Origin of the sequence: Peptoniphilus gorbachii (genome assembly GCF_016908115.1) — a bacterium.
Taxonomy (GTDB): Bacteria; Bacillota; Clostridia; order Tissierellales; family Peptoniphilaceae; genus Peptoniphilus_A; species Peptoniphilus_A gorbachii.
Window position 1 is genome coordinate 58,325 of the sequence record NZ_JAFBDH010000002.1, and the last position, 15,263, is coordinate 73,587.

Genomic DNA, 15,263 nt, shown 5'->3' on the forward strand with positions numbered 1-15,263 from the left:
ATATTTTATAAATTAAAATAAACTTTCGCCCGTCATAAGTTTTGGCTTTTCAATGCCCATTATCTTTAAAATTGTTGGCGATAAGTCACAAAGGGCACCGCCAGTTCTAAGTTTTACATCTTTATTGAAAAGGAAAACTGGCACAGGGTTTGTGCTGTGGCTTGTAACTACATTGCCTTCCTCATCAATCATGTATTCACAATTTCCATGGTCTGCAGTAATTATTGCAACGCCATCTTTTTCCTTTAAAACCTTTAAAATTCTTCCTAAATTTTTATCAACTGTTTCCACAGCCTTAATTGTGGCATTTAAGTCACCAGTGTGACCAACCATGTCTGTGTTTGCAAAATTTAAAATTATGGCTCCATACTTGTCTTCCCTTAATTTTTCAATTACAGCATCTGTCACTTCATTGGCTGACATTTCTGGCTTTAAGTCATAAGTAGCAACCTTTGGTGAAGGAATTAGAACTCTATCCTCGCCTTCAAAGGGTTTTTCACGTCCGCCATTAAAGAAAAATGTGACATGGGCATATTTTTCTGTCTCGGCAATTCTAAGTTGCTTGATTTTATTTTTTTCTAAGATTTCTCCCAAAGTGTCCTTTGGAATTTCATCCTTAAAGGCAACAAATTTATTTTTTATATTTTTGTCATATTCTGTCATGGTAATGAGAGTTGTATTTATTTTTTCTCTTTCAAAACCCTTAAAGTCATCATCAACTAGGGCTCTTGTAATTTGTCTAACTCTATCAGGTCTAAAGTTAAAAATTATTACTGAGTCCCCATCTTCTATTTCAGAATCTTTTACAAATTTTGCTGGAAGCAAAAATTCATCAGTGATGTCCTTGTCATAGGAAGATTTTATATAAGATAAAATATCTTCTTCAAGAAAATCAGAATCACTAGTCAAATCATCGTAATATTTTTTTGTTCTTTCCCATCTGTTGTCACGATCCATGGCATAATATCTGCCTGAAATTGTGGCTATTTTTCCCTTGCCAATTTTTTCTATTTCATCTTTAAGCTCTTTTATGTCATCTATTGCAGCATGAGGCGAAACATCACGACCATCTGTAATTGCGTGGATGTAAGTTTTTTCCATGCCTTCATCTGCCATTAGCTTTATAAGAGCCAAGAGATGGTCAAAATGTGAGTGAACTCCACCCTTGGATACAAGTCCCATTAAATGAATTTTTGAATTATTCTTTTTTGCATTGTCTATGGCTTTTTTAAATTCAGGATTTTCAAAAAAATCGCCTGATCTTATGGCTTCAGTAATTTTTGTAAGATTTTGATAAATTACTCTGCCTGCACCAATATTTAAGTGACCAACTTCAGAGTTGCCCATTTGTCCATGAGGAAGACCAACATATTCTTCGCTGGCAAAAATTTGTGTATGAGCTGAATTTTTATAGAGTTCATCAAGAGTTGGCGTCTTTGCAAGCTTAACTGCATTGCCAACTTGACTTTCCCTTATGCCAAAGCCATCTAAGATTATTAACATTGTTGGTTTCATAGGCTTTCACCTGCTTTAATAATTTCTATAAAACCTTCCACATCAAGGCTTGCTCCACCAACTAATACACCGTCTATATTTTCCTCTGATAAAATTTCTCTGGCATTGGAAGGCTTGACAGAGCCGCCATATAAAATTCTTATGTCCTTAGAAATTTCTCCGTAATTTTTGTTTATAATGTCACGAATTTCCCTGCACATCTTTTCTGCATCTTCAGCTGAACATGTTTTGCCAGTGCCAATTGCCCAAATTGGTTCATAGGCAATTGTAATATTTTGAAGATTTTCTATTCCAGCAAGGGATTTTAAAAGTTCATCTTTTACGAAGTCTACTTCCTTGTTTTCAGCCTTTACTTCAAGAGCTTCGCCAAGACATAGAATTACATGAAAATCATCTGCAAGAGCTTTTTTTACCTTTGCATTTACAATTTCGTTACTCTCAAAAAATTTTTCTCGCCTTTCGGAGTGTCCAATGATTACATTTTTAACTCCAATGTCCTTTAACATGGAAGTTGAAACTTCGCCTGTGTAGGCACCGTCATCAAACTGAGAAATGTTCTGAGAAGCTACTTCAATTTTTTCACTTAGATTTTTTCTAAAACTTTCAAGAGCAACAAAACTTGGAGCAAGAAGAACATCAACATTTTTAAAATCAAATTTATTAATTTTTTCTGCAAAATCTCTTGCTTCAGAGGAAGTTTTGTTCATCTTCCAGTTTCCACAAATATATTTTCTTCTCATGCTTCTTCAACTGCCTCAATGCCAGGAAGTTTTTTGCCTTCAAGCATTTCAAGACTTGCACCGCCTCCAGTGGAAATGTGAGTTAATTTATCGGCAACGCCTGCCTTTTCCACTGCAGCAACAGAATCTCCTCCGCCAACAATTACAGTGGCATCAAGACCTGCCAAAATTTTTGCAAGTTCTATAGTTCCATGAGAAAATTCTTCAATTTCAAAAACTCCACAAGGACCATTTAAAACAACAGTATTAGCTTTTTCAAGAGAACCTTCAATATCTTTTAAACTTTCACGACCAATATCAAGAATCATGTCATCTTCTGCCACATCTTCAACGTCCTTTAAAGTTCCCTTTGCATTTTCAGAAAGTTCTGGAGCAACAATTACATCTCTTGGAAGAATTAATTCCACATGATTTTCAATTGCCTTAGCCATAATTTCTCTTGCAAGATCTAATTTGTCATCTTCCACAAGAGATTTACCAACTTCAAGACCCTTGGACTTTAAGAAAGTATTTGCCATGGCACCAACAATTACTAGAGTGTCAACTTTTTCTAATAGATTTTCAATTACGCCAATTTTGTCAGAAACCTTTGAACCACCAAGAATTGCAGCAAAGGGTTTTTCAGGATTTTTAAGGGCATCTTCAAAATATTTAATTTCCTTTTCAACTAAAAGACCTGCACAAGAAGGCAAAAATTCTGTAACGCCAACATTTGAAGCGTGAGCTCTGTGGGCAGTTCCAAAGGCATCATTTACAAAAATATCACCTAGACTTGCAAGTTTTTTTGCAAAATCAGGGTCGTTTTTTTCTTCGCCCTTAACAAATCTTAAATTTTCAAGAAGAGCAAGCTCTCCCCCTTTAAGATTTCTAACTTCTTCAATAACTTTTTCGTCAACAACTTCCTTTGATGGGATAAATTTAAGGTCCTTCTTTAAAAGTTCAGCCGCCCTCTTGGCAACAGGAGCAAGAGAAAATTCTTCCTTGTATTCTCCCTTAGGTCTACCTAAGTGACTCATGAGGACAACTTTTGCACCCTTTTCAAGTAAATATTCAATAGTTGGAATAGCTTTTACTATTCTATCGTCGCCAGTAACCTTGCCATCCTTTATAGGAACATTAAAGTCAACTCTCACAAGAGCAGTTTTATCATTAAAATCAAAATCTCTAATAGTTTTTTTCACATTACACCTCTTATTTTTCGATTTATACTTAAAATTTAACACTTAAATTATACCATAAAAAGAAAAGAGTTGAAGTTACTAGAAGGTCTTTATAAATAATTATTCTTGCTTAAATGATTAAAAATTTCCTATTAATTATTTTATAACTTTCCTTTTTTGTAATATAATGTGTTAAATCGATAAATGTGTAGGCCCTTTAATTTTTTACAATATAAAGCTAATAAGAAGGTGTAAAAATGTACTTTAACTTACATAGATGTAAAAATGGAGACGAAAAAAATTGTGATAAGATTTTTTATTTAGATTTTTAATGGAGGAGCATAATTATGAAAATGCAAATAATAAAATTTCTAACAATAATCCAGCCTCATTATCTTTTTAACATAATTGAGATTATCCTTTTAATTTTAATATTAAATAAATTAAAAGAGCTATTTAAGGAGATGTAATTTTATGGAAAAATATCAAGCGACTATGACAATCCTAACAGGTCTTATTCCCTACACCATCTTACATGTGATTAAAATTGTTTTACTGGTTAAAATATTAAATCTCTTAAAACAATTTAAAAAATAAAATAGACATAAAAATAGGAACTGAGATAAATTTTTCTCAGTTCCTTTTACTTTTATAAATAAAATTTTTATTAATATAATTTTGCACCGGCTGGGATTTTGTCGTCTAACATAAGAAGATTTAATAATTCTTCGCCGTCATAATCGCAAACTGCTGATAATAGCATGCCACAGGATTCTATTCCCATCATCTTTCTTGGTGGAAGATTTGTTATTGCAACAAGAGTTTTTCCCACTAATTCTTCTGCAGAATAGAAATTTTTAATTCCTGATAGGATTGTTCTTTCTTTTTCTGTTCCGTCATCTAAAGTGAACTTGAGAAGTTTATTAGATTTTGGAACTTCTTCACAGTTCTTAACTTTTACAACTCTAAAATCAGATTTTGAGAAAGTGTCAAAGTCTACAAATTCTTCAAATAGTGGTTCAACTTTTACCTTTGATAGGTCAAGTTTTACTGCTAATTTTTCATCTGCTGCTTTATTTGCATTTATTTCTGCAACTTCTTTTCCTATTGGCTTCATTGTTGGGAAAATCCCCTCTACCTTAGATAATTGTCTAAATCTCTATAAAAGTCTATTTTATGGTACTTCTCCATTTACGACAATTTGCTAACTCTCTATAAGTGCCTATAGATTTCTAGCAAATTGTCGTAAATTTGTCGTAAGCTGTCGTAAATTCTAAAATATAAATTTCATCGCTTTTTCAAATTCTCCCATCTGTTCTATCTTAAAATCTTCTGTTGCATCTACATATATATCCATTGTTGTACTAATATCAGAATGACCTAGAATAGACTGCATTGCTTTTGTATTTATATTTTGTTCATTAAGCCTTGTAGTAAAGGTGTGTCTGAAAATGTGATTGCTTAAATGTGGAACTAATAGAATATCATTAGAGTTCGATTTATTTTTATCCATTATACTTAAATTGCAATCTCTAACAATTCTTCTTAAAGCTTTATTAAGTGTTCCATTATTGTGAACCTTTCCAAATCTATTTAAAAATACAAAGTCTCTAAATCCATCGATTGAATCACAACATTCGATTCCAAAAGTTTTTTGTAACTCTCTTTCCATAAGAAAAGCATCTTTTACTTTTTGAACCATAGGAATACTTCGCTTACCCGATGCTGTCTTCGGTGTATTAATAGCATATCTATTGTTTAATCCTTTACCTTTACTATAATATACCAAAGTCCTATTTACATTTATAAGACCATTATCAAAATCTAGATCATCCCATTGCAATCCTGTAACTTCTCCAACTCTCATTCCTGTCCAAAGCATAACAATGAATATTGGATACCATTTTTTATATTCGTCACTATTAGATAAATATTCTTCAAATAGCACCTGTTCTTCTATTGTCATGGCTTTTTTCTTCGGAGATTCATTTCGATAAGCTACTTTCAATTCCTTCAAAGCATTGTCAGATGGATTAAACCTTATATATTCGTCATCCACTGCTAATTCTAAAACCTGATGTAAGACAGTATGGACACAATCTATGGTAGAAACCATCAATCCCTGATCTTCCTTTAATCTGTTATAAAAACTTCTAACATCAGATCTTTTTATATCAGATAGTTTAATGCGACCAAAAGTCGGTTCGACAAATTGTTGATACATATAGATGTAATTTTTAAAGGTATTATCTTTTAAACCTCTTTTTACCTTTGTCCATAGCTTAAAAGTATCATTTACAGATAAGCTACTTCCTTCGTTGTTGATTCCATCTATAGTATTGCGTAAAATCTCTAATTCCTTTTCTCTTAATTCTTTTAGAGTTTTCGCATAGATAGATTTTCTACGACCTATTTTGTCTTGCCACTTAAATTCATAAGTGCCATTTGATCTTTGATATTCACCGTCCTTTAAAACAACCCCTTTACTATCTTTGCGTCTTTTTACCATAAAAATTCTCCTTTTTTGATAAAAGACACGCTATAATTATTATACCGCATTAAGCGTGTTTTATATATAGTTTTAGATTAAATAGAGAACTGTCTATTTAAATATTCTTCCATTAACTTTTTCTTAATAAGACGCTTACTACCATTAAATAATACAAAATCGCAATCATTTTCATCGGTTAATTGTCTAACTTTATCTTGACCAATATTAAAATATTCAGATGCTTCTTTTAATGTTAGAAATGCTTTCTCAGAAACACGAACACCTTTTATATTTTCGTTAATCATAAATCCTCCAAATAATATATTTAAAATATTTATTTTAATATTTTTAAAGTTTTTTGACATTGACAAGTGCCTTGGATTAGCAACATAGGAATCTCACCTCCGCCTCTGTTCAGGATGAGCCGGCTTCAACCTTAGAAGTATCATTATCCTCATTTTCTTCATAGCGAATAGGGTATCCCTCCCTATATTCAAACTCTTACTTATCGCTCCCTTTCTTCTTCCCTTGCTTTTGGCTTAGCAGTACTTGTTTTGCCGAATTATTCAGCAGAAAGATCTTGGCGGATAGGTTATTACGCTCCAAAAATGATTAACGTCTTGTCTTGGTCTATTTAATTGTTATGGTTCAAGTATTGTTTAAATTTCTTTTAAAATAGAAAGAGGACAAAACTCCCCTCACTTTATAAAGGAAAATTTGCCCTCTTTGGTAACCAGAATTTATATTTCTTCTATAAATTTCTTTAGTTTTTCTAAAATCTTATCTCGTCTTTTTATTAAAGCAGGATGTGATATATTTTGAGTCTTTGCTACTGCACGAAGTGTTTCATCATTGAAATATAATCTTTCAATTATTTCTCGTTCATCCTTATTTAACTTTGACATTGCATTTCTTAGTGCTTCAATCATCATTTGTGTAGCTACAACTTTTTCCACATCAACATTTTTATCTTCTAGATTATCTACACAATTCCCATCGTGATTTAGAGACGAAAAAAAGAGCAAGTGGTTTTTTCTGTCCACCTGCTCTAAATACTTTTCATGTTCTCTTTCCCGCCAGTAGACTTTGTAAATATCCTCACTGACTTTGACCTTTTGTCCGCCTACATATAGATAATATTCTTTTTTCATTTTGAAGTCCTCCGTTTCTTTTGACTGACTGTTTTTCAGGCAAAAAAAAGGAGGACTTCTACACTTAGGCATACGAAGTCCTCTAAAACAGAAAATTAAAAGTATTTTACTAACTGCACTTGATTGTTTCAGTTTGCATATGAAACAATAATCTGCTATAAAGATTATAAAAAAGAGGAATGTTTTGTTTCTTTGGTATTTCTAACATTAGATGTTTAGATTCTTTCATATTTGTTTCCTCCATTTTATCAATAATCTAAATAGTCAGTATTTTTATCTTCTTTATACATAATTGATTTTTATTCATTTTTTTTAGTTTCTATTCTATCAAATAGTTTGATAATCTCAGAATCAGAAAATCCTAAGACATATAGTTTTTCAAACAATATTTTTGTTAGCCTGTTCAAATGCTGATTTCTTAACTCAATTATTTTCTTCTCACTTTCAATAACAAAATATCCTTTACTTCCACGACTAACAATTAGTCCCTGTTTCTCAAGAACTTTTAAAGCTTTTTGAACTGTTGCAGGATTACATCCCTCCCTCTGTACTAAAGCCCTTATAGGTGGCATCTGTTGTCCCGGAACATAATCGCCTCTTAAAATAGACACTCTTAACGCTGAAGCAATTTGCAAATATAGATATACATTCATTTATTTTTATTTTTTCTTCCTCGTACGAATTTCCAATAAGCAGAATACGGAATAACCGTAGTAAACAGAAGATAATATTTATTAGCAAACATATCGGGGATTCCTTTTGCATTGAAATGAATAGGAATTTTCTCTGGGAGAAATATGCAAATAATAAATATTACAAACATCATTCCTATCAGCACTAATACATCTTTCAAAAATCTTTTTTTCATGGCAAATCTCCTTTCTATTTGTCAATAGCTTTCTATTTTCCTAAAATTTATCTAACCACCTTATAACTTCTACAAATGTATCCCTATTAATTGAATAATAGATATAATTTTTATATCTACTGTCGGTAATTAATTTACTCTTTTTTAATAAAGATAGATGATAAGATATAGTTGCTTTTTCTAATTTAAAATGACTTGCTATTTCTCCAGCAGTTAAATTTTTATTAGAAATAATTAATAAAATATCCATTCTAATGGGATTTGATAGGGAATCAAATATTCTAACTAAATCTATCATCTTTTATTCCTGAAATATTGCAAATAAACTTAATATTGAAATAAACACCATTATATCTTTTAATAATTTTTTTCATAGAACATCTCCTCCTTAAACTAAAAATTTAATCTACAAGTTTTTATATAAACGCCACCCGCAATAACGAGCAAAATAAGTGCTACTCCCAATAATGTAGGTACTATAGAAAAATGCAAAAACCAATGGAAAAGAATTGGTATAACTAATGCAGCCATTCCAATAATTGCAGATACAATAACAGGCATACTCTGTTTTACTATCATCATCTCACTTTCCCATTCAAAGTTGGGAAATTTTTTATTCAAAGAAATTCCAATCACTGTTATAAAAACGGAATAACAAATAGGAACAATTATTAAGCTGATGGTTTGAAGAATGTCCATATCAAGCTTTAGCAAAAATATAAACACAGAAACAATATATCCAATTAAATGAAGCGTAAGATTTACTGCAATCTTAGAATTTAAAATCGTTTTTACCCTAATAGGAGAACTTTGCAAAATCCAAACATTTTTACCTTCTAAAGATATGGAAAATGCTGCCGGACAACTAAGCAAAAACATTGAAGCAATACACATTGGAGCAAAATTCGAAAGATATTCATTAATATTTTCGATTCCCGAATATTCCCCTATTTGTTGTAAAGAATTAAAAAGAAGAAATATACTAAAAACACATAAAAGTATTACACCAAGACCTGCATTCAACACTGCCATATATGAGTTTAGAAACAGTCCCATTTCTTTTTTACATAGGGCAAAAAATACTGATTTTCTATTATAAGATTTTTTGTTATCAGAATATCTTGATGTTGTTTTAGCAAGAGTATTAAGCAATCCATACTTCAATGAAACCATTTTGGCAAATATATAAAAAAATACTATTGAAAGAACAATAAATAATCCTACTCCAATGTACAGTGGAAAATTATAGTATTCCATAAATAGCTTAGATAGTGGGTACAATCCGGTAATTTGCTTAGAAAGCATAATCCCAATACCATTTTCATTACCTGATTTCATAGCTGCCACTGCAATATATCCAATTATCCCTATCATTGCAAATGAAAAAATTAAAGCAATAACATTTTTTCTCTTAAAGAAAGATGAAGCAACAACAATAACGATTCCCATACATGCTGCTATACACATAGGTATCAACGGAACAAAAATTATGGAAGTAAAATACAATATAATCTGTAATACATTTAAACTTCCGTTTAACACCCAAACAATTCCTCCCGGAAGCATAAACATCAATCCTATTAAAAAATTCAATAAATACATAAACATAAACTTGCTGCTTATAATATCCGAACTTTTTACAGGCAATGACAAAAGATTTTCCATATCACGACTGCCAAATAAAATCCCATTCGAATAAAATATTGTCAAAAATAATATTGCAAAGCTTGATACCGATACCATATATGCCGGTATCAACTCCTGCTGTCCCAGTTGTACCAATGTTTTGGCTGTTATGATATTATAAACAAAGAAAAATATAGCAAGAGTTATTATTCCAAAACTTGCAATAACAATTGAACTTTGTTTTTTATTTCCCGGCTCTTTCATTTCGTTGATCGGAAAGAAATTTATCAATTGTGCTCTAATTAGTATCCAAATTTTGCTCATTATCCTGCACCTCCATGAAAAAAGTTTCCAAAGATTTATTGCCTTTGACTTCTTCTGTATTTCCGCTCGCAATTAACTTTCCATTTTTTATAATTGCAATTTTATTACATAATTTTTCTGCAACATCCAATACATGTGTTGAAAAGAAAATAGCTCCTCCATCTGATACGCATTCGTGCATTATTTTCTTTAGTAGAAAAGTTGCTTTCGGATCAAGTCCAACAAAAGGTTCATCTAAAATTAGTAACTTTGGAGAATGCACCAGTGCAGAAATAATCGCCGTTCTTTGCTTCATGCCATGTGAATACGAAGATATCATTCCCGAAAGATGTTTCGTCATTTCAAACAAATCGCCGTATCTCTGAATTCTTTCTCTGCGTATTTCAGTAGAAACTTCAAATAAATCAGCAATAAAATTGATGTACTGAAATCCTGTCAGATGTTCATATAAATCCGGATTATCCGGAATGTATGCCATTATTTTCTTACAAATAACAGGCTCTTCTTTAATAGAATGCCCGTCAATCGTTATACTTCCATTCTCAAAATCATGAATTCCAACTACCGCTTTTATCGTTGTAGTTTTTCCGGCTCCATTTGCACCAATGAATCCATAAATATCTCCAGACTGTACTGAAATGGATAAGTTTTCAACAGCCTTTTTGTTCCCATAGAATTTACTAAAATTCTTTATCTCTAACATAATTTCCACCTCCATTGACAATTTGTCAGTTATTCCTTGAAATAAAACCGATAACTTGTGTATCAGTAGCTATCGGCAAATTATTCTCCTTGCAAACATTCTATTCTTTTTTAATTACTAAAGAGCTTTTTCGTATTTAAGCTTTGTTCAAGCATTATCTTAAATGCATTTAAGTAGTTATCAACAGGTTCTTCCTTTAAATATCTTATACTTATGTTATTTGAAACAAAAACATAAGCTGTCATAAGCAACTCTGCTGTTTCTAATGGATATTTTACAGAAAAAACTCTTTCCATTATTCCTTGATTTATAATCTTTTCAAAATATATTGTCAGTTTTTCAACAAGCTTATGGGATAACTTATCTATCATATATTGATTTTCTTTAAGGTCAATTGTTTTTTGTAGCACTGTACCCTCTGCTGAAATATTTTCTGAAGATATAATTGTAACATCTATAAATGATCTGATTTTTTCTATGGCAGTTTTATCTTCATCATAAGCAATAATATAAATATCTTTCAGTAGTCTATCTGAATATTGTTCTACAAGACAATATAAGATATCCTCTTTATTCTTAAAGTGATAATATAACAACCCTCTTGATATATTTACTTTATCAACTATATCCTGAGTTGTTGTATTAGTATATCCTTTCTCCATAAAGAGTATCATTGCAGCATCCATAATCTCTGCACGTCGTATTTCAGGTTCTTTTACATCTCTCATTTTATACCTCCTATTTAAAGGATATCACACAACTGACATTTTGTCAATTGAGTTTTCTCATTTCTCTTGAATTTTATGGTATAATATATTTACAATTTTAGAAAAATGCTTAATGCTTGCTTGACTTTTGTAGCAAGCACAGTAAGTGTACGGACACTTACGAAAAAATTAATGGAGCAAACCTTTATGGAATGCTCCATTTTTTTAATTTTTACCTTGTTAGGGAGAACCCTAAGACCCCGAAATATATTTTATAAAGGAGAATAAAATGGCAAATAGATTTAGAAATGAAAGAATAGAAATAAAATTAACTAAGGAAGAAAAGGAAGTTTTTGAAAATAAAATGAAGCTTGCAAATTGTAAAACAATGTCCCACTTTCTTAGAAAGTGCGTATTAGAAAAAGAAATTTATGTAGTAGATTTAGAACCATTTAGAAACCTACAATGGCTACTTTCAAATGCAACAAATAATATAAACCAGATTGCAAAAGCTACTAATACAACTGGTGTTATTTACAAAAATGAAATTGAATCTATGAATAATCAGATAGAAAAATTATCAAGAGAAATATGGCAGATCCATTCCCTACTTCTTAATAAATCAAAAGAAAGTTCTGGTGATTAGTGTGGCAATTACAAAAATACATCCTATAAAATCAACTCTAAATTTGGCAATAGATTACATTACTAAGAGCGAAAAAACTGATGAAAAAATTTTAGTATCTTCATTTAAATGTCATCCAGCTACTGCCCATATTCAATTTTTGAAAACTCAAGAAGATAATGATACTAAGGGTACAGTTTTGGCTAGACATTTAATTCAATTTGTCTATCTGAATAAGCCTATACAAACAAATCTTATTTAATAAATTTTCAGGTTATAAAATATAAATAGAATTCAAAATAGCTGCTTTTACTCAAATAATACTAAAATAAAAAGAGCAAAATTAAATAATATTTCCAATTTGTTTAAAAATATATAAAATTAACTCAATCAACATATCTGACATCATACAATTATAGATGATAACACTTGATAATTACGGTATTTTCATACTACAACTATGTCCAACATACTACTTGACGCGTAGTATGTTTAGTGATATAATTTAGATAATCAAATACGGAGGTGTTATCAATGGGAAATGATTTACAGAAACACATTCCTTTAACCGAAACAATGTTTTTAGTCTTGTTAACAATGCTGGAAGAGAATTATGGTTACAAAGTTTCACAAGAAGTTGAAGAAATAACTAATGGAAGGATTATTTTGGGTCCAGGAACCTTATACGGAGCCATTAATAATCTTAATAAGAAAGGATGGATTGAATTAGTTGATAAAGATGATAGTGGCAAAAAAGTTTATATAGCCACAGATATTGGAAGAGAATTAGTTTCATTAGAAATTAATAGAATGAAAAATTTGGTTTTAAAAGGAGAAAAGAAATTTAAAAAGGAGGAAGACTATGAATAAAATAAAAATTTTTCTAAATCCTATAGAAGGCAGAGAAAAATATTTAAATCATATAGCCAATGAGGGATATCGACTTGTAAAAAGCGGATCAATTATACATGAATTTGAAAAAACTAACTCGGACCATAGGTACGCTGTAGAGTATATAGGATATATGAATAACAAGGAAAGAAAAAAATACACAGAATTTTTAAATGGTATGGATTTAAAAGTTTTTACAGCTCCACTTAACATAGGAAAACTTAGTTTTGGAAATATAAAATTGAGACCCTACAACTCTCCTAAAAGTATGATAGCGACTTCTCCGGGTATGATTAACAAAGAAATTTTGATAATTGAAACAGACGGAAGTAAGGAAATACCAATTTTTTCTGATAGGGACAGTAAAAATTTAGATATTAATAGGAGAAAAGCTCCATATTACTATCTTTTATTTTTCTCTGTGCTTTTAATAGTATTAGGTTTACTCAAGGTGATTGATTATAAATCAATAATTTTAGGTGTAATACTTATTATATTTGCTAGCTTCGGCTTATATAATTTGAATTCAATTAAAAGAAGTTAATAAAATTATTAGACAAATATCGCCTGATTATATATAGGAAGGTTGGATTCCTATTTGATACTTTTATAATAAATTCTATAATCAAAATTAGAGTGTTTAATAAACAAGAAGTGTCCTAATTAGAACAACCAGCGTATAAAGGTGGCTTCTATGTCCCAATAATGGTCTTCTTCCCTCTGTACAGCTGGTACACTCTAATTTTCCCGACGATTGTACTTCTTAATAAATCAAAAGAAAGTTCTGGTGATTAGTATGGCAATTACAAAAATACATCCTATAAAATCAACTCTAAATTTGGCAATAGATTATATTACTAAGAGTGAAAAAACTGATGAAAAATTCTTAGTATCTTCATTCAAATGTCATCCATCTACTGCCCATATTCAGTTTATGAAAACACGAGAAGACAATGATACTAAAGGTACAGTTTTGGCTAGGCATTTAATTCAATCTTTTCTACCAGGAGAGGTTAATCCTATAAAAGCTCACGAAATTGGAATAGAATTATGCAAGAAAATTTTAAAAGAAGATTATGAATTTGTTCTTGCAACTCATATAGATAGAGGGCATATCCATAACCATATTATTTTTAATAATGTTAGTTACAAGACGGGTAAATGCTATCAATCTAACAAAAAAACTTACCATAAAATCAGGTATCAAAGTGACGAATTATGTAAAGAAAATAAGCTTTCAGTCATTGATAAATACTATGAAGCTTACAAAAGAAAATATAAAACTGCTGGTAAATCTTGGAACGAATATGACCAAAACAAGAAAGGAAATTCTTGGAAGTCTAAACTACAATTTGATATAGATAGAATGATTAATAAGTCTAAATCGTGGGAAGAGTTTTTAGAAAATATGAGGTCTCTTGATTATGAAATTAAGTTTGGTAAACACATTGCTTTTCGTCATAAAGTTAAGCAAAGATTTACAAGATCAAAGACTATCGGAGAAGATTATGCTGAGGAAAGAATCAAAGAAAGAATAGATTTAGCAATTAAAAATAAAGCTAATCCTATTAAAAAACGTGTAGAAAACGTCATTGATATATCTACTAATAAAAAAGCTCAATCCTCAAAAGGTTATGAAGTTTGGGCAAGAAAACACAATATCAAAACAATGGCTGATTCAATAATTAAACTTAGAGAACAAGGAATTAATTCAATTACTCAACTCGATGATCTTATCAAAAAATCTGCTGATGATAGACAAGACTTGTTAGATAAAATAAAGAAAATTGAAACTGAAATGAAGAGTTTATCCCAGGATATGGAAAATATAAATACTATAAATAAGTATCGTGAAATCTATAAATACCACAAAAAAAATCCTGAAGACAAGCAATTCGCTGAAGAATATTATAGCGAACTTTCCGTCTACAAAATAGCCGCTAAAGAAATACTGGAGAACTATAAAAAGCTGCCCAACACAAAAGAAATACTATCAAACCTCGATAAACTGCAAGAAAAAAAGAACACCCTTATGCAAGAGTATTCTTTGAATAAAGAACAATTTTCTGACCTTGTTCAGTATAGGAAAAACTATGAAAATTACTATTGGAAGGAAGTGGAGAGGTAGGACTGCTTAACTACCTCATTTACTTTTCCCACTCGAATAAAATAGTAAGTTCCTTATATTCTTCTGAATATTTTTCTTTGTCTATATTTGTTCTTAACTCTTCCTCATCTATATCAATTATTTCTCCTATATCATTTCTAATAAATAAACTACTACAATTATCTAGAAGAAATATAGCTATAGTTCTTGAAAAAACCAAATTTTGAATCTCTATAATATCTGAATCTGTAGTACCATAATCTATATACTCTGCCAAATCGCAGACAAGCTCTAAATTAGTTGATTCTAATATTGGATGGTAGTTACTTACATATATTTTAATCCTATATTTTAC

17 protein-coding genes and 2 pseudogenes are annotated in these 15,263 nt (G+C 30.5%); 5 read left to right on the forward strand and 14 right to left on the reverse strand.

What is annotated here, in order from left to right:
- Positions 1 to 12 precede the first annotated feature (12 nt).
- From gpmI to JOD41_RS02435, 13 genes and pseudogenes are all read right to left on the reverse strand, one after another.
- Positions 13 to 1,515 (reverse strand): 2,3-bisphosphoglycerate-independent phosphoglycerate mutase, encoded by a 1,503-nt coding sequence (gpmI, locus tag JOD41_RS02375; protein ID WP_205051445.1) that lies wholly within the window; start codon positions 1,513 to 1,515, stop codon positions 13 to 15.
- Positions 1,512 to 2,255, reverse strand: coding sequence for a triose-phosphate isomerase (tpiA, locus tag JOD41_RS02380; RefSeq protein ID WP_205051446.1), 744 nt, complete (start codon positions 2,253 to 2,255; stop codon positions 1,512 to 1,514). Before tpiA ends, gpmI begins: the two co-directional genes overlap by 4 nt.
- On the reverse strand, positions 2,252 to 3,436 hold the full coding sequence (locus tag JOD41_RS02385; protein ID WP_205051447.1) for a phosphoglycerate kinase: 1,185 nt from the start codon (positions 3,434 to 3,436) through the stop codon (positions 2,252 to 2,254). Before JOD41_RS02385 ends, tpiA begins: the two co-directional genes overlap by 4 nt.
- A 646-nt stretch (positions 3,437 to 4,082) precedes the next feature.
- Positions 4,083 to 4,544, reverse strand: a pseudogene (gene metG, locus JOD41_RS02390) (methionine--tRNA ligase subunit beta); the annotation flags it as partial.
- Between the two features lie 144 nt (positions 4,545 to 4,688).
- On the reverse strand, positions 4,689 to 5,924 hold the full coding sequence (locus tag JOD41_RS02395) for a tyrosine-type recombinase/integrase (RefSeq protein WP_205051449.1): 1,236 nt from the start codon (positions 5,922 to 5,924) through the stop codon (positions 4,689 to 4,691).
- A 77-nt stretch (positions 5,925 to 6,001) separates the two neighbouring features.
- Positions 6,002 to 6,211, reverse strand: coding sequence for an excisionase (locus JOD41_RS02400; RefSeq protein WP_009345237.1), 210 nt, complete (start codon positions 6,209 to 6,211; stop codon positions 6,002 to 6,004).
- Between the two features lie 435 nt (positions 6,212 to 6,646).
- Positions 6,647 to 7,057 carry a sigma-70 family RNA polymerase sigma factor gene (locus JOD41_RS02405; RefSeq protein WP_205051450.1) on the reverse strand — a complete coding sequence of 137 codons (411 nt, stop codon included), beginning with the start codon at positions 7,055 to 7,057 and terminating at the stop codon, positions 6,647 to 6,649.
- A 299-nt stretch (positions 7,058 to 7,356) separates the two neighbouring features.
- On the reverse strand, positions 7,357 to 7,710 hold the full coding sequence (locus JOD41_RS02410) for a GntR family transcriptional regulator (protein WP_070606326.1): 354 nt from the start codon (positions 7,708 to 7,710) through the stop codon (positions 7,357 to 7,359).
- The gene (locus tag JOD41_RS02415) at positions 7,707 to 7,925 is read right to left on the reverse strand and encodes a DUF1648 domain-containing protein (RefSeq protein ID WP_036739994.1); all 219 of its coding nucleotides are present in this window, start codon (positions 7,923 to 7,925) and stop codon (positions 7,707 to 7,709) included. The genes JOD41_RS02410 and JOD41_RS02415 overlap by 4 nt, the downstream gene beginning before the upstream one ends.
- Before the next feature lie 40 nt (positions 7,926 to 7,965).
- A complete protein-coding gene (locus JOD41_RS02420; protein ID WP_023056444.1) occupies positions 7,966 to 8,223 on the reverse strand; it encodes a metalloregulator ArsR/SmtB family transcription factor in 258 nt (85 codons plus the stop codon).
- A gap of 95 nt (positions 8,224 to 8,318) precedes the next feature.
- Entirely contained in the window at positions 8,319 to 9,875 is a 1,557-nt protein-coding gene (locus JOD41_RS02425) for a hypothetical protein (RefSeq protein ID WP_205051451.1), read from the reverse strand.
- On the reverse strand, positions 9,850 to 10,578 hold the full coding sequence (locus JOD41_RS02430) for an ABC transporter ATP-binding protein (protein WP_000889773.1): 729 nt from the start codon (positions 10,576 to 10,578) through the stop codon (positions 9,850 to 9,852). The genes JOD41_RS02425 and JOD41_RS02430 overlap by 26 nt, the downstream gene beginning before the upstream one ends.
- A 110-nt stretch (positions 10,579 to 10,688) precedes the next feature.
- A complete protein-coding gene (locus JOD41_RS02435; RefSeq protein WP_002838505.1) occupies positions 10,689 to 11,306 on the reverse strand; it encodes a TetR/AcrR family transcriptional regulator in 618 nt (205 codons plus the stop codon).
- A 268-nt stretch (positions 11,307 to 11,574) separates the two neighbouring features.
- Between JOD41_RS02435 and JOD41_RS02440 the strand changes: the two genes are divergently transcribed.
- From JOD41_RS02440 to JOD41_RS02460, 5 genes and pseudogenes are all read left to right on the forward strand, one after another.
- Positions 11,575 to 11,931, forward strand: a complete 357-nt coding sequence (locus JOD41_RS02440) for a plasmid mobilization protein (RefSeq protein WP_205051452.1) — start codon at positions 11,575 to 11,577, stop codon at positions 11,929 to 11,931.
- A gap of 1 nt (position 11,932) precedes the next feature.
- Positions 11,933 to 12,130 (forward strand): annotated as a pseudogene (locus tag JOD41_RS02445) (relaxase/mobilization nuclease domain-containing protein); the annotation flags it as partial.
- A gap of 314 nt (positions 12,131 to 12,444) precedes the next feature.
- On the forward strand, positions 12,445 to 12,780 hold the full coding sequence (locus tag JOD41_RS02450) for a PadR family transcriptional regulator (RefSeq protein WP_205051454.1): 336 nt from the start codon (positions 12,445 to 12,447) through the stop codon (positions 12,778 to 12,780).
- Entirely contained in the window at positions 12,773 to 13,345 is a 573-nt protein-coding gene (locus JOD41_RS02455; protein ID WP_205051455.1) for a DUF2812 domain-containing protein, read from the forward strand. Before JOD41_RS02450 ends, JOD41_RS02455 begins: the two co-directional genes overlap by 8 nt.
- Before the next feature lie 252 nt (positions 13,346 to 13,597).
- Complete coding sequence (locus tag JOD41_RS02460; protein WP_205051575.1) at positions 13,598 to 14,929, forward strand: relaxase/mobilization nuclease domain-containing protein; 1,332 nt, start codon at positions 13,598 to 13,600, stop codon at positions 14,927 to 14,929.
- Positions 14,930 to 14,948: 19 nt separating this feature from the next.
- Here the strand turns inward: JOD41_RS02460 and JOD41_RS02465 are convergent, their stop codons facing one another.
- Complete coding sequence (locus tag JOD41_RS02465; RefSeq protein WP_205051456.1) at positions 14,949 to 15,185, reverse strand: hypothetical protein; 237 nt, start codon at positions 15,183 to 15,185, stop codon at positions 14,949 to 14,951.
- Positions 15,186 to 15,263: the final 78 nt, after the last annotated feature.